This window comes from Caulobacter sp. CCUG 60055, from assembly GCF_022750545.1.
GTDB lineage: Bacteria > Pseudomonadota > Alphaproteobacteria > Caulobacterales > Caulobacteraceae > PUIC01.
Genome location: NZ_PUIC01000001.1, coordinates 643,976 through 661,325, shown reverse-complemented (window position 1 = coordinate 661,325; position 17,350 = coordinate 643,976). Strand labels below are relative to the sequence as shown.

The window sequence follows — 17,350 nt, the reverse complement described above, 5'->3', positions numbered from 1 at the left end:
GGGGATCACCACCCTTTCACAAGTCGACCCGTTCTAAGGATGGGCTCGATTTGCGCGCTTTCCACCATGGCGATGGGAAAGGCGGTCTAACGGCGCGAGTTGCGAGATTGCGGCCGATCGAACTGCGTGTGCACGATATTGGTCAGCTCTTCCACACTCTTGATCCGTTGCCCTATCGCGAACGCGATCTTGATGAGCGGGTGGAGGAATACGTGGTTGGCTGGGCGGGCGAGATGCCGAGAGGCGCGCTGCAGATCGTGGTGCACCTGCCGGCGCAGCAGGCGGCGCGAGAGGAGGCCGCCCATGTTGGCGAAGCCGTCCGCAACTACTTCGCCTACCGCGCCGATATCATAGGCTGGGAACTGCGTGATCTGTTTCGGGTCGGCCGAACGTCGCTCGCCGTCAGCCTGGCCATGTTGGCGATCTCCATCGTGTTGGGCAGCGGTTTGAACGGTTTGCTCGGCGAAGGCTATGTCGCTCGCTTTTTCAATGAGGGGCTGATCATCCTGGGTTGGGTCGCCAATTGGCGGCCAATCCAGATATTCCTCTATGACTGGCAGCCGCTTATTCGCCGCCGCAGTCTCTATCGGCGCCTGGCGCGCGCCGACGTGCGCTTGTCCGCGGCCGGGTGAAGGGTGCTTCAGGCTAACCCTAACTTGTCGCTAGTCTGGGTCCTGCGGGGCGGAGATCGGGGGCAGGGGGCGGATGAAGCGGTTGTCGTTTAAGCGTCATCGATTTCCGGCGCCGGTGATTCACTACGCGGTGTGGCTTTATTTCCGCTTCACCCTGAGCTTTCGCGATGTCGAGGAGGCGCTGAACCTGCAGGAGCGTCACCGGCCAAGCAGTATGCGCGAAAACAACCGAGCGGAAAACTCGCACCTGCCGATCCGACGACGGGAGCGGAAGATGCAGAAGTTCAAAAGCCAGGGCTCAGCCCAGCGCTTTCTCGCCATTCACGCCACCGTCTACAACACCTTCAACCTGCAGCCCCATCTGATCCGCCGGTCGACGCTTCGCTAATTCCGGGCCGCGGCTCACCCAGGTGGGGGCGGAGGCGACGATCGCCGCCTGACGGTCGGGGCGGGGAGGGGCGCTCTGCGTCCGTCGAGACTTGAGCTGTCAACACCGACGAGGGGGCGTCGCAGCGCGCCCTCGGCCCCGCCTGGAGCACCGCGCCCATCGCGGCGTTCGGGCGGTAGAGCGTGCATCCCTTGAGGCCGAGATCGTAGGCCTGCTGATAGGTGCGGGCGAAGATCTCGAAGGGGCAATCTTCGGCGACCGTCACCGTCTTTGAGATGGCGTTGTCGATGAAGGGCTGCAAAACCGCCTGCATGCCGAGATGCTCCTCGATGCTCAGGTCCTGCGCCGATACGAAAGCCGGCGGCAGGCCGTCGCCGCCGCTCCGCTCGCGCCAGGCGGCGACGGCCGCATCGGTCAGATCGAAAACCTCAGGACCGCGAGGCGTGGTCATCGTCCGGCGCCAAGTTGGGGCGTAGATGGGCTCGAGACCGCTCGACACGTTGCCGGCCAGAAGACTGATGCTGCCGGCGGGGGCGATGGCGAGCAGATGGCTGTTGCGAACGCCATGCCGGGCGATTTCGTCGCGTAGCGCGCCGGGCAGGCGCTGGATGAAGGGAGCCGCCAGATAGGGCTCGCGCCGGAACGCGGGAAAGCATCCTTTCTCGCGGGCCAGGGCGATCGATGCGCCGTAGGCCGCATCGCGAATGACCTCCATCAGATGTCCGGCGAGGGCGAGCGATCGCGGCTGGCCGTAGCGCAGCCCCAACATGACCAGGGCGTCGGCCAGCCTTGTGATGCCCAGGCCCACCCGCCGGCTGGCCTTGGCGGCCGCTTCCTGCTGCGGCAGCGGGAAGCGGGAGATATCGATCACATCGTCGAGGAAGCGGACGGCCAGGCGTGCGGCGCGGGAGAGGCCGTCGAAGTCGATGGCCGCCCCAGGGGCGAACGGCCGCGATACGAACCGTGTCAGGTTAAGTGAGCCCAGGTCGCAGGCACCATAGGCGGGCAGGGGAATCTCGCCGCAGGGATTGGTGGCGGCGATCCGTTCGCAGTAGGCGAGATTGTTTTCGGCGGTGATCCGATCGATGAACAGCACGCCCGGCTCGGCGCTGTGATAAGCGCACTGCATGATCGAGCGCCACAGGTCTCTTGCCGCAAGCCGCCGAACTACGCGGGAGGATCCTGGTTCGGTCCCGGTAGGGAGGAGCCGTAGCGCCCAGCTGGCGTCCGCCCGCGCCGCCTTCACGAAGGCGTCGGTGACGAGGACGGACAGATTGACGTGCTGAAAGCCTGCGCTGTCTTGCTTGGCCCTTATGAAGGCCTCTATGTCCGGATGGTCGCATCGGAGGGTGGCGATCATCGCTCCGCGTCGAAAGCCGATCGATTGACTGCGGGCGCACATGGCCTCCCACGCCTTCAGCCAACCTAGCGGCCCGGGGGCCGCGGTCGTGGAGGTCCGGACGCCGTGCGGGGCGAGGGCGGAGAAATCGCAGCCGATTCCGCCGCCAAAGGCCAAGGTCATTTCCGCCTCGCGCAAGGCGGCCGGCGCATTGGCGTCGGTGATCGGCCCCATGACGAAACAGTTGAACAGGGTGGCTTGATGGGCGGTCCCGGCGGCGGCCTGGATGCGGCCGCCCGGCAGAAACCGGAAGTCGCGCAGCAGGTTGGCGAACGCCTCGGCCCAGAACGGCGTTTCAGCCGTCTCGGCGGCGGCGACCGCCCGGCTCACCCTTCTCTGGCTATCCTCGATCGTGCGCTCGGGAAACGCACCCCCCACGCAGCGGTATCTGGTCTCCCAAAGCGTCCGGACCAGCGCCGCCGTTCCGGAAGCGCGTGCGGGAACAGACCTGCTCATCAACGGCACCCCGGCATGGTGCGGTCCTCCTAGCGGGCCAGCAAGGCCTTCAACTCGGACCAGCTTCGGCTGTTGAGCACATCCTCCGAACCCAGCCAGCCGCGACGGGCCTGGTCGACGCCGTAACGGATATTGGCCAGGCCGAGCGTCGAATGCGCATCCGAGGAGATCGCCACCTTCAGGCCCATGGCCTTGGCCGTCCGGCAGTGGACGTCATCGAGGTCTAGGCGGCTCGGAAGGGCGTTGAGCTCCAAGAAGCAGCCGCGATCGAGCGCGCCCTTCATCACCTTGTCCAGATCGATCTGGTAGCCTGGCCGCTCGCCGATCAAGCGGCCGGTCGGATGGGCGAAAATGTGGAACAATGGGTCATCCATGGCGCGGAGCACCCGCTGGGTCTGGACCGTGGCCGGCAGGTCGAAGTCGGAATGGATGGCGCCGATCACCACGTCCAGCCGCGCCAGCAGGTCGTCCGGGAAATCGAGCGAGCCGTCCGCGAGGATGTCGACTTCGGCGGCCTTGAGCGCTCGGAAATCCTTCAGGTCGTCATTCAGGCGATCGATGGCCTCGAGTTGGGCTGAGAGGCGTTCGGGGGTCAGGCCGTGGGCCGCCGTCGCGTGGCGGGAATGGTCGCTGACGGCCGCATGGGCGTAGCCACGCGCGCGGGCGGCCTCGACCATGTCCTCAAGGCGGCTCCGCCCGTCCGAGGCGCGAGTGTGCAGATGCAGGTCTCCCTTCAGGTCGCTCAGGGTCACGAGTTGAGGCAGGGCGTTGGCTTTGGCCGCCTCGATCTCGCCTCGCGCTTCGCGCAGTTCTGGGGGGATGAAGGGGAGATCCACGCTGGCGTAGACCTCCGCCTCCGTGCGCCCGGCGATCCGCCGGCCCTCATTGTATACGCCGTATTCGTTGACCTTTAGCCCCTTGGCCTGACCGAGCTTGCGCAGGGTGATATTGTGTTCCTTCGATCCCGTGAAATAGACCAGAGCCGCGCCGTAGCTCTCCTCGGGCACGATCCTGAGGTCTACCTGCAGGCCGCTCCTCAATATGATCGTCACCCGGGTCGATCCCTTCTCCAGCACTCGCGCCGTGTCTTCATGGGCCGCGAAGGCGTCGGCCACGGCTTGACCGTTCGGCGCGACCGCCAGAAGGTCGATGTCGCCCACGGTCTCGCACCGGCGTCGATAGCTGCCGGCCGCCTCCGCCCGGGTCACGCCTGGAAGGCGGCTCAGAAAGACGAGGAGCTCGTCGACCGTCTCCTCGACCGAGTCGAGGCGCCGACGGCCCTGGCCGGCTGGGAGCGTCGCTTGCAGGCTATCCAGCAAGCGCTTCTCCAGGGCTTCGCCGAACCGGGGCAGGGAGCGCACATTGCCGGCCGCCGCCGCCCGCGCCAGATCCTCCACGGTCTCCACGCCCAGGCGGTCATGTAGAACCTTCGCCCGCCTGGGGCCGAGGCCGTGAACCGTCATCAACACCGCCAGGCTTGCTGGGGTCCGGGTTTCGAGCTCCTCGAGCGCCTTGAGCCGTCCGGTTCGGCAGATTTCGGCGATCTTGCAGGCCAAGTCCTCGCCGATGCCCGGCAGGTCGTCGAGGTCCCGCCCCGAGCCAGCAGGCTGGCGGCGGACTCGCCAAGGTCCTGCAGCGTCGCGGCCGCACGGCGATAGGCGCGCACGCGGAACGGGCTGGCGTCTTCGATCTCCAGCAACTCGGCCATGCGGTTGAAGATGTCCGCGATTTCGGTGTTGTGAACAGTCATGGCCATCCGCCTTTTGGCTCGGCTCGCGGAGGCGACGCCGACTACAGGCGCTGTCAGGATCGGCGGTTCGGACGGTCGGCGCTCTGAGGCGGATCAATCGGTGGTGGCGAAGGGGCGGAATTGAGCCCGCTCAAGGCCCGGCGAAGGATGGAGGAAGCCCACCCCGACCGTGCGCGCAGGCGGCGAGGACGCCGCCGGACCAGCCGCAGGACGATGCGCCGCCTGAGGCTGAGACGCGAGCTTGACGCCGATTGACATCCGTCAACGACTTCTCGTCGGTTGGCGCCACCAAGGTGGGCGGTCGCAAGTCAGGGAAAGCCCAGCCGGTGCCGTGGACTTCAGATGACGCCGAGAGGCACACACGCAAGGCGAAGACGCCGGCGCTGCAGGCGCTTTGGGCGAAAGTCGCCAATGAAGCCCTGGAGCGGACGGGCGACGAGGTGCGCGCGATCCGCGAGGCGAACGCCATAGTTGCGCGACAGGTGGACGACTAGCGAGCGATCACCGTCTCAAGCTTCGCTTCTCCTTCTCCGCGCAGACCCAACATCCGGCCTTGTGTCGCGGGATGCGTCGACGGCGCCTTACGTTGCAAGCGGCCGTGTTCCTTGCCGAGGTCATGCTCAACCGCGACGACCGGGTCTGGATCGACCGCTTCGACTCCGGGCTGGTCGATGCGGGGCTGACCCGGTCGGCGGCCGACGGCGAGCGGATTCCGCGCCTGGTCGCCCATCATGTCGGCGGCGAGGTCCATGCCGACCGGCCGCGCCTGGCGGCCGAACTGCCGGGGACCGGCGAGCGGTTCGAAGGGCTCCTGCCGCCCACGGTCGCCGCCCCGACCTTCTCCCTGCGCAAGCTCGCCGGCCGGGTCTTCACCCTGGCCGACTATGTGCAGGCCGGCGTCACGGCCATCGCCTCGGCGCGACCGAGGTCAGAGCGGCCGCGCCCGCCAGCGCTGTTCGGGAATGTAGGCGATGAGGTTCCAGATGGCGGCGAGGAGGCATCCGCTCACGAAGCCGCCGAAGGCGGTCAGTCCCACCAAGGCCAGGGCGCGGCCCAGATCGAACGGCGCGACCGAGAGCTGAACGGTCAGGAAATGGAGGCGGAAGATCAGGTCGAGCAGCGGCTCGGCCCAACCGATCGCCACCATCAACGCCCATGCCAGATGGCCGAGCCCGACGAAGAGGGCCAGCGTCCCGCCAGCGGAAAGGAGGCTGATGCGCATGAGAAACTCCCAGTTTGCTGAAGTCCAGCATTCGGCGCACCGGTTCATTGCGCCTTGATCAGGGTCAACGCGGGCGTCGCGACGGGGTGCGAGCAGGGAGGAAAGCGATCCCGCGCGTCATGGGAGGATGCGATGAAAGCGCTCGTCTATCATGGGCCTGGCGGAAAGGCTTTCGAGAACCGGCCCAAGCCCGAGGTCGAGGGGCTGGGAGACGCGGTGGTGCGTGTTCTCAAGACCACTATCTGCGGCACCGACCTTCACATCCTGAAGGGCGACGTGCCCAGCTGCGAGCCTGGCCGCGTCCTGGGACACGAAGGGATGGGCGTCGTCGACAGCGTCGGGGCCGGGGTGAGCGGGTTCAAGCCGGGGGACCGCGTGTTGATCTCGTGCATCTCGGCCTGCGGCAAATGCCGATACTGCCGGCGGGGAATGTATTCTCACTGCGAGACCGGCGGCTGGATCCTGGGCAACCGGATTGACGGGACCCAGGCCGAGTACGTGCGCATTCCTCACGCCGACACCAGTCTTTATCCCGCGCCGGAGGGCGTCCAGGATGAGGCGCTGGTCATGCTGAGCGACATCCTGCCCACCGGCTTCGAGTGCGGGGTGCTCAACGGCAAGGTCGCGCCGGGCTCGAGCGTGGCCATCGTCGGCTCCGGACCGATCGGCCTGGCCGCCCTTCTGACCGCTCAGTTCTACTCGCCCGCGCAGGTCATCATGATCGATCTCGACGCCAACCGGCTCGATGTCGCCCAGCGGCTCGGCGCCACCCACGTCGTCGACGCCGCGACCGGAAACGCGGTGGAGCAGGTCTTGGCCCTGACCGACGGCGTGGGCGTCGACACGGCGATGGAGGCCGTGGGCGCGCCGGCCACCTTCGTCATGTGCGAGGACATCGTCGCCCCCGGCGGCGTGATCGCCAATATCGGCGTGCATGGCGTCAAGGCCGACCTGCACCTGGAGCGGCTGTGGTCGCAGAACATCTCCATCACCACCCGGCTGGTCGACACCGTGACCACGCCCATGCTGCTGAAGACGGTCTGCGCTCACCGGCTCGATCCAGCCCGCCTGATCACCCATCGCTTCAGCCTGGACCGGATCGAGGAGGCCTACGACGCCTTCAGCCGGGCGGCCGCCACCTCGGCCTTGAAGGTGATTATCGAGGTCTAGATCCTGGCGTCCTCGCGCTCGGTCTCAATGGCCCCGCGGGATCAGCATCATCGCCGCCGCCGCCGCCATGACCGCAGTGGCCGCCCAACCGAGCACGATCAGCGTGCGGCTGGCCGTGTAGCGGCCCATGACCGAGGTCTTGGACACCAGCAGGATGATGACCACCATCAGCGGCACCGCGACGATCCCGTTGATGACCGCGCTCCAGAACAGAGCCTTCATCGGGCTGATGGGAGAATACTGGATGACCATGCCGAGCAGGACGCTGACGGCGATGACGCCGTAGAAGCCCCGCGCGTCGGCGGTCTTGCGCTCCAGGCCCCATTTCCAGCCCATGGCCTCGGACAGGGCGTAGGCGCCGGACCCGGCGAGCACTGGAACGCCGATGAAGCCCACGCCGAGGATGCCCATCGCAAAGAGGGCGTAGGCGAAGTCGCCGGCGAGCGGTCGCAGCGCGCTCGCGGCCTGGGCGGCTGTCTGTATGTCGCTGATCCCGGCCACGTGCAGCGTCACCGCCGTCGCGAGGATGATGAAGAAGGCCGAGACATCGGAATAGAACATGCCGCTCCAGGTGTCCCAACGGATGCGACGCAGTTCGGAGGCGGCCATCGGCGCGTCGTTCACCAGCGCCGAGCGGCGCTTGGCCTGCATGTCCTCGACCTCCTCGGAGGCCTGCCAGAAAAACAGATAGGGGCTGATGGTCGTGCCGAAGACGCCGACCACCACGGTGGCGGTGTCGGCGTTCAGGGCGAGCCTGGGCCACAGGGTGCGGCGCAAGACCTCCGCCCACGGCACATGGACCGTGAACAGCACCGCGGCGTAGGCCAGCAGCGACAGAGTGAGCCACTTCAGGACGTAGACATAGCGGTGATAGGGAACGAAGATCTGCAGCAGCAGCGTCGCCAGGACGAAGACCACCGTCATGACATGGCGGCCGATCCCCGTGACCAGTTCGGAAACCTCGCCCATGGCGGCCACGTCGGCGGCGATGTTGAGCGTGTTGGCCACCAGCAACAGCAAGACCACGCCGCGCAGCACGATCGGCGGGAAGGCGGCCTTGATGTTGGCGGCGAGGCCCTTGCCGGTGACCCTGCCGATGCGTGCGCACATCGACTGGATGGCGGCCATGAGCGGAAAGGCCAGCGGCATCGTCCAGAGCATGTTCAGGCCGAACTGGGCGCCGGCCTGGGAATAGGTGGCGATGCCGCTGGGGTCGTCGTCGGCGACCCCGGTGATCAGGCCAGGACCGATGCGCGCGAGAGGATGTTCCTTCAGGCGCGTCAGCGCCTGTCTGAACCAGCGGCCAGTTCGGCCCGAGCCCTTTGAAGACACCGGCGATCCTCGAATTCAATGGGACAGCAGAAGAGGCGTTCTGGAGCCGAGCGCAAGGGACTGCGTGGCGCCGCCGAACAGGAACTCCAGCCACATGGGGTGGGAATAGGCTCCCATGACCAGAAGGTCGAACCCGCCGCCGCCAATCTGCTCGGCGAGGGTCCTTTCGTCGCGAAGGTCGAACCGGAGGTCCATGACCGAGAGGTTTGGCACGCCATGTCTTTCGAGATGGGCCTTCAGCTTGACGCCGGCGTCGGCCGCCATGGCGGCGTGCGTGGTCTGGGAAACCGTCAGAATGCGCACCATCGAGGCCTCGCCCAGAAGCGGCAGGGCGTCGTGCACCGCCCTGGCGCTTTGGGCGCTCGGCTCCCAGGCGATCAAGACGGTCCGGAAGGGCGTGCGCGGCCTGGCGGCCGCCGGAATGACCAGGGTCGGGCGGCCGCTGTGCAGCGCCAGGGACAAGGATATGGGCAGGGGGTGCTGATGGGGCGGCGACTGGGATTCGTACTGACCGACGACCACAAGATCGGCGTAGGCCGCTTCGGCGCAAAGCACGGCGGCGACATCGCCGCTCCTTTCGCGCCATTCGTGTTCCAGGTCGGAGCCCTCCAGAAGCGAGTGGAACAGTGCGGCGGACGCGGCGGCTTCGCGCTCGATTTCATGTTCCGACGCGGCGATCAGCGCGTTCAGATCGGTCGCCCGTCCCATCGGCCTGACGGCGACGGGCGGACGGACATGCAACCCCATGAGACGCGCGGCGGAGGCGGCCGCGAGGCTTTTGCAGAACCGCAGGCGCTCGGCGCCCGCCTCGCTGCCGTCGACGTGCGCCAGGATTTCCTTGAACATCTGTCCGCGCTCCAGGCCTAGCGAGACATCAGGACCGGGATCGGGAAATCGGCCAGCACGGTGCGGGTCGCCCCGCCCAGCACCGTTTCCCGCGCTCGAGGATGGCTGTAGGCACCCATGACCAGCAGGTCGGCCCCGAACTCGGCGCAGGCCTGCGCCAGCGTACCGGCGGTCCCTCCGTCGCGGGGCGAGACGCGCAGTTCGGCCCTAACCCCATGCCGCTCCAGTCGTCGCAGCATCTGCTCGGGGCGGCAATGGTCCAGCCAGCGCGGGTCCTCGCCCAGCACCAGCAATTCCACCGCCTCGGCGCGCCGTAGCAGCGGCCAGGCGTCATCGATGGCGCGCCGGGCGGGGGGCGAGCCGTTCCAGGCCAGCACGATCCGCCGGCCGGAGGGGTTTGAAACGGCCTTGGCGGCGGGGGTTTGCGGCGTGATCACGCAGGGCGCGCCGCTGCGCAGGACCAAGGCTTCGGCCAGCTCGCGCGCGGGATGGTCGTCGACCGGCGCCCGCGGGACGATGGCGAGGTCGAAGAACAGCGCTCGCAGGGCCAGCGCCTCGGGCGGCTCGTTCGGGTCCGGGAGGACCCAATCGACGACGATCCCCGCCGCCGCGGCGGCGGCGCACAGGGCAACCTGGACAGGACGCCCGGCGGCTTCGATCCGAGCCATGCGGCGATCGAGGACGTCGGCGGCCCCGGCGAAGCCGATGGCGAAGCAATCGGCGTTCGACGGGGCCGGGTCGGCGCAAAGGCAGCAGGCCGTCACGGTCGCGCCGTGACCCTTGGCCCAGCCGGCGGCCAGGGCGATCGCCCGATCGCTGGGGGCGCCGGCGTGCAGAAACAGCAGGATGTCGCGGATATCCATGGCGCGGAGCCTCCGGAACGGTTGGACCAGTCTGCCGGGCAGGTAGGCTCGCCGCCTTGACCCCACTCAACCCGATCCGGCGCGATTTGACCCGGCTCAAGGCGCGGCGAGGCTGGGATCTTGATCCCGATCAAGGAGCGCCGCCGTCGATCTGGGATGATGAATCGTCGCTGCGGACGCGGAAGGGAAGGCCAGGCGAGACCGCTTCCTGCGTGACCTCGTTTGAACGAAGAGCCCTTCGCCAGGGTCGCAGCCGACGGGGCTCGCGTCGACTGGTTCTGCCCCCGGGGCCGGCGGCGCGGGCTTCCCTTTTCAGATCAGTTCGAAACGAGGTGCGACGTGGAGCTTTTGGAGGCGATGCGTCTGCGGCGCGCGGTGCGTGAATACCTGCCTGAAGCCATCGAGGAGGCGACGATCCGGGTGCTGATCGATGCGGCGATTCAGGCTCCCAGCGCCATGAACCGTCAGGATTGGCTGTTCGTGATCGTCAGCGATCGCGAGCGCCTCGCCTCGATCGCGGCGCGGGCCAAAGCCTTCATGCTGGCGCGGCTGGAAGCCGATGACGGACCCGAGGAGGCCCGCAGCATGCTCGCCGCCCCGGATTTCGACATCTTCTACGGAGCGCCGGTTCTGGCGGCGATCTATGCCGACAACCCCGATCCGATGGCGGAGCAAGACGTCTGCCTGGCGGCGCAGAACCTGATGTTGGCGGCGCGGGCCTTGGGGATCGGCACATGCTGGATCGGTTTCGCCACGGCCTGGCTGAACCAGCCGCAAGCCAAGCGGGAACTGGGCGCGCCCCGGCGCGCCAAGGCCGTGGCGCCGATCATTCTGGGGCGTCCGACCGTCTGGCCGCCGGCCCGGGGAAGGCGCGATCCCGATATCCGCTGGCTGCGGGGCTGATCTTGCGCGGCGATGCTGCGAACATCGCCTCGAGCGCGCGGATCGAAGTCGCCTTGAGGCGGATCAAGGCGCGAGCCCCGCCCAGCCGTCGAAATGCGTGCGATGAAGCTGGATGGAGCGCAAGGCCATGCCGCCGAGCCAGAGCGGCGTATGGATCGGCCCCGCCGATCTGCGCGGCGACCTGATCGCCCCCAAGGACCCCATGGGGCTGGTGATTTTCGCCCATAGCGGCGGATCGAGCCGGTTCAATCCCCGCAACCGCAAGATCGCCTTCGCCTTGGCTGGACGCGGCATGGCCGTTCTATTGTTCGACCTGCTGCGCCCGAACGAGGCCGCAGTCCGCGGCGCCGCCTTCGACGTCGGCTTGCCGACCAACCGGCTGGTCGGCGCCATCGACTGGGCGCGCGAGACGCCGGGTCTGGAGCGGCTGAGCATCGGCCTGTTCGGCGCGAGCGTCGGCGCTGCGGCCGCCCTGCGCGCGGCGGCGCAACGCCCCGTGGCCGCGGTGGTCTCGCGCGGGGGGCGTCCCGACCTCGCAGGACCGCCGCGGCTGGCGACCCCGACCCTGCTGATCGTCGGCTCCCGTGATCCGCAGGTGCTGGACCTGAACCGTCAGGCCCAGGGCGCGCTTGGCCCCTCGACGCGTCTGGCGGTGATCGAGGGCGCGACCCACCTGTTCGCCGAGCGCGGCGCCATGGACCAGGTGATCGCGCTGGCCGCCGACTGGTTCGGACAGTCGTTCGCCGCCGCCCGGGCAGGCGAGGCCGGCGCCGGCCAGGTTCGCCCCCGGCCGGTCGTTGTGCGACGCCAGATGACCAGCATGTGACGATCTGGCGCGTCGTCGGGCATGCGCCGACCCAAGGCAAGTGATAAGGTGCCGCATCCATGCCTGGACGACGTTTCCATGCAGCGCTTCGTGCTGACGCAGAACATTCGTCGCTATCGCGAATTGTTGTGCTCGCTCAACGATCCAGCCGAACGCGCTCTGGTCGAGCGGCTGCTCGCCGAGGCGAGCGACGAGTTGGCTGGCCTGGATCGGCTGGCGGCTGCGTCGCGCGCCGGGGCGCGGGAGCCGTCGGCGCGCGATGGGGAACGGCGGCGCTGACCGCCAACGCGGTTCCTTCCGTCGAGCTTGGTGATCTTGCCGCCCGGCGGCGGACTTGATGCAGGTCAAGGCGGAAGGCTCCCGCAGCGGCCAGATAGAGCCTGCCCCATGTGAAATTCAGGGAGAACGCCGATGGGCATGAGCCTGAAGGAAGAGGTCCTGGCCATCCTGCACGAGGGGACGGACCTGACCCTCGCCACCCTGCGGCCCGACGGCGGTCCCCAGGCGACCACGGTCAGTTACGCCAGCGACGGCCTGCGCCTCTATTTCGGGTGCGCGGCCTCGTCCCAGAAGGCGGCCAATCTGGCGCGCGATCCGCGGGTGGCGCTGACCATCAACCTGCCCTACGCCGACTGGGGCGAGATACGGGGCCTGTCGATGACGGGGACCGCCCGGCGGCTGATCGACGGCGACGAGACCGATCACGTGGTGTCGCTATTCTTCGACAAGTTCAGCGAGACCGCTCAGTACGTCAGTCTCGGCGAGACGCCCCTGGCCTTCTTCGAGATCGTTCCCACCGTGATCTCGGTGCTCGATTATCGAAAGGGCTTCGGCAGAACCGATCTGCTGCAGGTCGGCGAGCACGAGCGACTGATCGCGCTCCGCGCCTAGGTCCGATATGGAGCGGCGAAATGCGCGCCATGACGCTGACGGCGATCGGCCGACCGCTGGTGGAGACCCGGTCGCCCGATCCCGAGCCCGGGCCGTACGAAGTGCGCTTACGCGTGCTGGCCTGCGGGGTGTGCCGCACCGACCTGCACGTGGTCGACGGCGAGTTGCCGGCCGTGCGGCCGCCGGTGATCCCAGGGCACGAGATCGTCGGCCGCATCGACGCCTTGGGAGAGGGCGTAGAGGAACTGGAGCTGGGGCAGCGGGTCGGCGTGCCCTGGCTCGGCCATGTCTGCGGGTGTTGCGCCTATTGTCGCGCCGGTCGCGAAAACCTGTGCGATGCGCCCCTGTTCACCGGCTACACCCGCCCCGGCGGCTTCGCCACCGCGACCGTCGCGGACGCGCGCTTCGTGTTTCCCTTGGGCGAAGAGGGAGAGGACACGGCCCTGGCGCCGCTCCTGTGCGCCGGACTGATCGGCTGGCGATCGCTGGTCAGGGCGGGGAACGCCTGGCGTCTGGGACTCTACGGTTTCGGGGCGGCCGCCCACATCGTCGCTCAGGTCGCCCGCTGGCAGGGGCGCACGGTCTACGCCTTCACGCGTCCCGGCGACGAGGCCGCCCAGGGTTTCGCCCGGACGCTGGGGGCGGTCTGGGCCGGCGGCTCGGACCAGGCTCCGCCTGCGCCGCTGGACGCGGCGATCCTGTTCGCCCCGGCCGGAGACCTGGTTCCGCTCGCGCTCGCCCAGGTGCGCAAGGGCGGCCGGGTCGTCTGCGCCGGCGTTCATATGAGCGACATCCCGTCCTTCCCCTATTCGCTGTTGTGGGAGGAGCGCGAGGTGGTTTCGGTCGCCAACCTGACCCGTCGGGACGGAGATGATTTTCTGCCCGTCGCGCGTCGGGCCGGCGTGGTCACCGCGCCGGTCGTCTACCCTTTGGCGGCCGCGAACCAGGCCCTGGATGACCTTCGGCGCGGCCGCTTCCAGGGGGCGGCCGTGCTTGTTCCATAGGGACCGGGCGCCGGGTTGATCCAGATCATATCGCCCCTGGCCCGGGGCGTCACGCTGGCGAGGTTCGATCCACCGCAAACGGGGCCGCCGCCATGTCCTATAAGACCATTCTCGTCCACGCCGAGCCTGGCGAACAGACCGATCGCCGTATCCGTCTCGCCGTCGAGGTGGCGGGCATGTTCGACGCCGCCGTGCTGGGCGTCGGAGCCGAAGCCTTCCGCCCGGTGGTCGGCGCCGAGTTCGCCTATGTCGACGGCTCCTTGATCCAGGGGTTGCGCGAGGCCATCGATCAGGACATCACGGCCGCTCATGCCCGTTTCCGCGATCTGGCCGCCGATGTTCCTGGCGGCGCGTTCTGGATTTCACGGCTGGACTTCCCCGATCAGGTGATCGCCAGCCAGGCCGCCGGCGCCGACCTGGTGGTCGCCGACCGCCCGGTCGGGCGAAGCGATCCGGCCTTCAGCGCCAAGCCCGGCGACGTGGTCATGGAATGCGGCTGTCCGGTGCTGCTGCCGCCGACCGGCGGCGGTTCGCTCAAGGCCAGCCATGTGGTGATCGGCTGGAAGGACGCCCGTGAGGCCCGGCGGGCGATCGCCGACGCCCTGCCGTTCTTGATGCGCGCTCACAGCGTGCATCTGGTCGAAATCAACGAAAGCGGCGTCGCCGCCGATGCGGGGCTGATGCAGGCCGTCGTCAAGCGCCTCGCCCGTCATGGGGTCGCCGTCGAGGCCGAGGTTGTCGCCCGCAGCGAAACGAGCATCGCCGAGAACCTGGAGAGCGCCTGCAGCCGCCACGGAGCCGACCTGCTGGTCATCGGCGCCTATGGGCACTCGCGCGTGCGCGAATGGGCGCTGGGCGGCGTCACAGAAGACCTGATCGCGGCTTCGACCAAGTTCGTGCTGTTCAGCCGCTGATCGAGGCTGGGGGACTGGATCCGGACGGCCGGCTGGCCGCCCGGATCCAGTCGAGCAGGTCATCCGAGACCAGCGGCTTTTCGATGATGCCGGCGGCGGCGGCGGCGGCGGCGCGCAGCCTCGCGGTCGGATGACTGGTCATCAGGACGGCGGGGCCCCGCCAGCCGCGCTGGCGCAGCCGATAGAGCAGGGCCAGGCCGTCCAGGCCGGGCAGGCGATAGTCCAGCACCAGGCAGGCGTCTTCGATCGCCACGGCGTCGGCCAACAGGTCTATTCCAGAGCCGTAGGCGCGGACGCGAAAACCTTCCAGGCCGAGCGAGAATTCCAGCGCTCTCAGCAAGGCGGGATCGTCATCGACGACGATCACCACGGGGCGTGCAGGCTTCGCAGGAAGGTCGGAAGAGGCGGGGGAGGGCGGGGCGGCCCGCGACGGCGCTGACATGAATGGATAAGTCTCTTCGCCGAAAACCCGATGTTCAAACTAGGCCTGCGGCAGGCGAGGGCCTTGATGCGGCTCAATCTTCGCAGGCGTCTGGGTCGTTCCGGCTTCCCCCGCCGCCAGGCCGTTGGCCATCAAGGTCATCCGCACGAGGTCCGACAGGCTCTCGGCGCGCATCTTGCTCATCAGGTTGGCCCGATAGACCTCGACGGTGCGCATGCTGATGCCAAGGGCGTGGGCTATGACCTTGTTGACCTGACCAGCGACCACGCCCTCCAGCACTTGACGCTCGCGGGCCGACAGGGCGGCCAGCCGCGCCTCGACCTCTTCGCGTAGCTGCGTTTGACGCATGCGGGCCTGACCTTCGTTCAACGCCCCGCGCACGGCCGTCAGCAGCCGTTCGTCGTCGAACGGCTTTTCCAGGAAATCCATGACGCCGGCCTGCATGGCCTGGATGGCCAAGGGGACGTCGCCGTGGCCGGTGATGACGACGACTGGCAGGTGGATATGCAGCGCCCTGAGTCGCTCGATCAGCTCCAACCCGCTCATGCCAGGCATGCGGATGTCGGTGACGACGCAGCCGGCGCCGTTCATGCGGATCTGGTCGAGGAAGGCTTCCGCGTCGGGATAGGTCCGCACCTTCAGGCCTTCGGTCTCGAGCAGGAACTGCAGGGCGCCGCGAACGGCGTCGTCGTCGTCGATCAGATGGATCAAGGGCTCATGCGGCATGGACGTCCTCCTTGCGGGCGACCGCGCGCAGGGTGAAGCGAAACACGGCTCCGCCTTCGGGCCGAGTTTCGGCCCAGATGCGGCCGCCATGGGCCTCGATGATGGTGCGGCTGATCGACAGGCCGACCCCCATGCCGGTCTGCTTGGTGGTGACGAAGGGCTGGAACAACTGATCGGCCACCGCCGGGCTGAGACCGGGGCCGGAATCGGCGACCTCGACCAGGGCCATCTCGCCCGGCGCCGGCTTCAGGGCGATCAGGAGTTCGCGGCGCTCGCTGTCGCACATGGCGTCGACGGCGTTACGGATCAGGTTCAGCACCACCTGCTGAATCTGCACCTTGTCGGCCATGACCAGATCGACGGCTGGGTCGAAGGCGAAGCGCACCCGCACACCCTCGTCCTTGGCCCCGACCAGGGCTAGGGCGCAGGCCTCCTCGACCAGCTTGGGCAGGCTCTCGATGCGGCGCTCGGTCTCGCCGCGCGCCAGGAAGTCGCGCAGGCGGCGGATGATCTGGCCGGCGCGCAGAGTCTGGTCGACGGCCTGGCCCAGGGCCTGCTCGAGGCGAGTGCGGTTCAGCGGCTCGCTCTCCAGCAAGCGGCGCGAGCCGCGCAGGTAGCTGGCGATGGCCGACAGCGGCTGGTTCAGCTCGTGCGCCAAGGCGCTGGCCATTTCACCCATGGCGGTCATGCGAGCGATAAGGACCAGCTCGGACTGCAGCTCCTGCAGTCGAGCCTCGGTCCGCTGGCGCTCGCTGAGATCGCGTACGAAGCCGGTGAAGAAGCGGGCCGGCCCGGCGGTCTCGCCCACCGACAGCTCCATGGGAAAGGTCGAGCCGTCCTTGCGCTCGCCGACCACCACTCTGCCAAGGCCGATGATGCGTCGCTCGCCGGTGGCGCGGTAGTGGGCGAGGAAGCCGTCATGACCGGAGCGGTATGGCTCGGGCATCAGCATCGCCACATTACGGCCGACGATCTCGGCGGCCGGCCAGCCGAACAGGCGCTCGGCGGCGCGGCTGAACGAGCGCACCAGGCCATGCTCGTCAATCACCACCATGGCGTCCGGCACCGTGTCGAGGATCGAGCGCAGATGCGCTTCGCGTTCGGCCAGGTCACGGGTGTTTCGCAGGGCCCGGCGGCGCACCCGTTGCAGCCAGCCGCCGCCGGCGGCGACGCCCAGACAGATGCCGAGCACCAGCAGCAACGAGATCAGGTCGGCCCGGTCGGAAAGGCGCGGAGCCATGATCCACGCGCTGGCCGGTATCACCAGGGCGGTGGCCAGCAACGCCGGCCCCCAGCCGCCGAGAGCGGCGCCGACGATCACCGCCGGCAGCAGAAAGATGAATGGCGGACGGTCACCCAGGAGCGGCGCCAGCGCCAGGCGCGCAAGCAGCCCGACCATGGCGACTATGGCGGCGGTGGCGTAGCCGCGCCACAGGCGCAGCGAGGGCTCGCCCGCGCCGAATGGTCTGGTCTCGGGCGAATTGGCTGTCGGCGGTGGGTTCCGGTGGTGATTGGCCATGGGCTGTCGCGCGCCTGGACGTGTCGGCCGGCAAGCCTAGTCCGTCGGCCGCGCCGCCCAATTCCGT

Annotated in this window: 19 protein-coding genes and 1 pseudogene; 11 read left to right on the top strand and 9 right to left on the bottom strand. The window is 68.3% G+C overall.

What is annotated here, in order from left to right:
- The first annotated feature begins 107 nt into the window (after positions 1-107).
- Entirely contained in the window at positions 108-632 is a 525-nt protein-coding gene (locus C5708_RS03185) for a hypothetical protein (protein WP_242917736.1), read from the top strand.
- A gap of 73 nt (positions 633-705) precedes the next feature.
- Positions 706-1,020 carry a DDE-type integrase/transposase/recombinase gene (locus C5708_RS03180; RefSeq protein WP_242917735.1) on the top strand — a complete coding sequence of 105 codons (315 nt, stop codon included), beginning with the start codon at positions 706-708 and terminating at the stop codon, positions 1,018-1,020.
- Here C5708_RS03180 and C5708_RS03175 read toward each other — a convergent pair.
- Together C5708_RS03175 and polX are read right to left on the bottom strand one after the other, a co-directional pair.
- Positions 977-2,875, bottom strand: a complete 1,899-nt coding sequence (locus C5708_RS03175; RefSeq protein WP_278253696.1) for an adenosylcobalamin-dependent ribonucleoside-diphosphate reductase — start codon at positions 2,873-2,875, stop codon at positions 977-979. The genes C5708_RS03180 and C5708_RS03175 overlap by 44 nt on opposite strands.
- 29 nt (positions 2,876-2,904) lie before the next feature.
- Positions 2,905-4,722, bottom strand: a complete 1,818-nt coding sequence (polX, locus tag C5708_RS03170; RefSeq protein WP_278253695.1) for a DNA polymerase/3'-5' exonuclease PolX — start codon at positions 4,720-4,722, stop codon at positions 2,905-2,907.
- Positions 4,723-4,876: 154 nt separating this feature from the next.
- Between polX and C5708_RS03165 the strand changes: the two genes are divergently transcribed.
- Both C5708_RS03165 and C5708_RS03160 read left to right on the top strand, forming a co-directional pair.
- Positions 4,877-5,119 carry a hypothetical protein gene (locus C5708_RS03165; protein ID WP_242917730.1) on the top strand — a complete coding sequence of 81 codons (243 nt, stop codon included), beginning with the start codon at positions 4,877-4,879 and terminating at the stop codon, positions 5,117-5,119.
- Positions 5,120-5,190: 71 nt separating this feature from the next.
- A pseudogene (locus tag C5708_RS03160) lies at positions 5,191-5,526 on the top strand (P-type conjugative transfer ATPase TrbB); the annotation flags it as partial.
- Between the two features lie 27 nt (positions 5,527-5,553).
- Here the strand turns inward: C5708_RS03160 and C5708_RS03155 are convergent.
- On the bottom strand, positions 5,554-5,847 hold the full coding sequence (locus C5708_RS03155; protein WP_242918067.1) for a hypothetical protein: 294 nt from the start codon (positions 5,845-5,847) through the stop codon (positions 5,554-5,556).
- A gap of 132 nt (positions 5,848-5,979) precedes the next feature.
- Between C5708_RS03155 and C5708_RS03150 the strand changes: the two genes are divergently transcribed.
- Positions 5,980-7,017, top strand: a complete 1,038-nt coding sequence (locus C5708_RS03150) for a zinc-dependent alcohol dehydrogenase family protein (protein ID WP_242917728.1) — start codon at positions 5,980-5,982, stop codon at positions 7,015-7,017.
- Positions 7,018-7,041: 24 nt separating this feature from the next.
- Here C5708_RS03150 and C5708_RS03145 read toward each other — a convergent pair whose 3' ends face one another.
- Genes C5708_RS03145 through C5708_RS03135 form a run of 3 tightly spaced genes read right to left on the bottom strand, consistent with a single transcriptional unit; the run spans position 7,042 to position 10,058 of the window.
- The gene (locus C5708_RS03145) at positions 7,042-8,349 is read right to left on the bottom strand and encodes a divalent metal cation transporter (protein ID WP_242917726.1); all 1,308 of its coding nucleotides are present in this window, start codon (positions 8,347-8,349) and stop codon (positions 7,042-7,044) included.
- A 15-nt stretch (positions 8,350-8,364) separates the two neighbouring features.
- The gene (locus C5708_RS03140) at positions 8,365-9,195 is read right to left on the bottom strand and encodes a universal stress protein (RefSeq protein ID WP_242917724.1); all 831 of its coding nucleotides are present in this window, start codon (positions 9,193-9,195) and stop codon (positions 8,365-8,367) included.
- A 17-nt stretch (positions 9,196-9,212) separates the two neighbouring features.
- Positions 9,213-10,058 carry a universal stress protein gene (locus tag C5708_RS03135; protein ID WP_242917723.1) on the bottom strand — a complete coding sequence of 282 codons (846 nt, stop codon included), beginning with the start codon at positions 10,056-10,058 and terminating at the stop codon, positions 9,213-9,215.
- A 339-nt stretch (positions 10,059-10,397) separates the two neighbouring features.
- Between C5708_RS03135 and C5708_RS03130 the strand changes: the two genes are divergently transcribed.
- The 6 genes from C5708_RS03130 to C5708_RS03105 all read left to right on the top strand — a co-directional run bounded on the left by C5708_RS03130 (position 10,398) and on the right by C5708_RS03105 (position 14,596).
- Positions 10,398-10,961, top strand: a complete 564-nt coding sequence (locus C5708_RS03130) for a nitroreductase family protein (RefSeq protein WP_242917721.1) — start codon at positions 10,398-10,400, stop codon at positions 10,959-10,961.
- 127 nt (positions 10,962-11,088) lie between these two features.
- Entirely contained in the window at positions 11,089-11,787 is a 699-nt protein-coding gene (locus C5708_RS03125) for a dienelactone hydrolase family protein (protein WP_242917719.1), read from the top strand.
- Between the two features lie 78 nt (positions 11,788-11,865).
- Positions 11,866-12,066: a hypothetical protein gene (locus C5708_RS03120; protein WP_242917717.1), complete on the top strand. Its 201-nt coding sequence runs from the start codon at positions 11,866-11,868 to the stop codon at positions 12,064-12,066.
- A 132-nt stretch (positions 12,067-12,198) separates the two neighbouring features.
- Entirely contained in the window at positions 12,199-12,678 is a 480-nt protein-coding gene (locus C5708_RS03115; RefSeq protein WP_242917716.1) for a pyridoxamine 5'-phosphate oxidase family protein, read from the top strand.
- A 20-nt stretch (positions 12,679-12,698) separates the two neighbouring features.
- Positions 12,699-13,682 (top strand): zinc-dependent alcohol dehydrogenase family protein, encoded by a 984-nt coding sequence (locus C5708_RS03110; protein WP_242917714.1) that lies wholly within the window; start codon positions 12,699-12,701, stop codon positions 13,680-13,682.
- A gap of 92 nt (positions 13,683-13,774) precedes the next feature.
- The gene (locus tag C5708_RS03105) at positions 13,775-14,596 is read left to right on the top strand and encodes a universal stress protein (protein WP_242917712.1); all 822 of its coding nucleotides are present in this window, start codon (positions 13,775-13,777) and stop codon (positions 14,594-14,596) included.
- Here the strand turns inward: C5708_RS03105 and C5708_RS03100 are convergent.
- The 3 genes from C5708_RS03100 to C5708_RS03090 form a co-directional block, all read right to left on the bottom strand.
- The gene (locus C5708_RS03100) at positions 14,586-14,966 is read right to left on the bottom strand and encodes a response regulator (protein WP_242917710.1); all 381 of its coding nucleotides are present in this window, start codon (positions 14,964-14,966) and stop codon (positions 14,586-14,588) included. The two genes, C5708_RS03105 and C5708_RS03100, sit on opposite strands and share 11 nt — an antisense overlap.
- A gap of 111 nt (positions 14,967-15,077) precedes the next feature.
- Complete coding sequence (gene fixJ / locus C5708_RS03095; RefSeq protein ID WP_242917708.1) at positions 15,078-15,764, bottom strand: response regulator FixJ; 687 nt, start codon at positions 15,762-15,764, stop codon at positions 15,078-15,080.
- Complete coding sequence (locus C5708_RS03090; RefSeq protein WP_242917706.1) at positions 15,754-17,283, bottom strand: PAS domain S-box protein; 1,530 nt, start codon at positions 17,281-17,283, stop codon at positions 15,754-15,756. Before C5708_RS03090 ends, fixJ begins: the two co-directional genes overlap by 11 nt.
- Between the last annotated feature and the right edge of the window lie 67 nt (positions 17,284-17,350).

Excerpts from the sequence above, each read along its gene's own strand:
- C5708_RS03180 (WP_242917735.1), top strand. The coding sequence starts at position 706 with ATGAAGCGGTTGTCGTTTAAGCGTCATCGATTTCCGGCGCCGGTGATT.
- C5708_RS03175 (WP_278253696.1), bottom strand. The coding sequence starts at position 2,875 with ATGAGCAGGTCTGTTCCCGCACGCGCTTCCGGAACGGCGGCGCTGGTC.
- C5708_RS03155 (WP_242918067.1), bottom strand. The coding sequence starts at position 5,847 with ATGCGCATCAGCCTCCTTTCCGCTGGCGGGACGCTGGCCCTCTTCGTC.
- C5708_RS03150 (WP_242917728.1), top strand. The coding sequence starts at position 5,980 with ATGAAAGCGCTCGTCTATCATGGGCCTGGCGGAAAGGCTTTCGAGAAC.
- C5708_RS03140 (WP_242917724.1), bottom strand. The coding sequence starts at position 9,195 with ATGTTCAAGGAAATCCTGGCGCACGTCGACGGCAGCGAGGCGGGCGCC.
- C5708_RS03135 (WP_242917723.1), bottom strand. The coding sequence starts at position 10,058 with ATGGATATCCGCGACATCCTGCTGTTTCTGCACGCCGGCGCCCCCAGC.
- C5708_RS03125 (WP_242917719.1), top strand. The coding sequence starts at position 11,089 with ATGCCGCCGAGCCAGAGCGGCGTATGGATCGGCCCCGCCGATCTGCGC.
- C5708_RS03120 (WP_242917717.1), top strand. The coding sequence starts at position 11,866 with ATGCAGCGCTTCGTGCTGACGCAGAACATTCGTCGCTATCGCGAATTG.
- C5708_RS03115 (WP_242917716.1), top strand. The coding sequence starts at position 12,199 with ATGGGCATGAGCCTGAAGGAAGAGGTCCTGGCCATCCTGCACGAGGGG.
- C5708_RS03110 (WP_242917714.1), top strand. The coding sequence starts at position 12,699 with ATGCGCGCCATGACGCTGACGGCGATCGGCCGACCGCTGGTGGAGACC.
- C5708_RS03105 (WP_242917712.1), top strand. The coding sequence starts at position 13,775 with ATGTCCTATAAGACCATTCTCGTCCACGCCGAGCCTGGCGAACAGACC.
- fixJ (WP_242917708.1), bottom strand. The coding sequence starts at position 15,764 with ATGCCGCATGAGCCCTTGATCCATCTGATCGACGACGACGACGCCGTT.
- C5708_RS03090 (WP_242917706.1), bottom strand. The coding sequence starts at position 17,283 with ATGGCCAATCACCACCGGAACCCACCGCCGACAGCCAATTCGCCCGAG.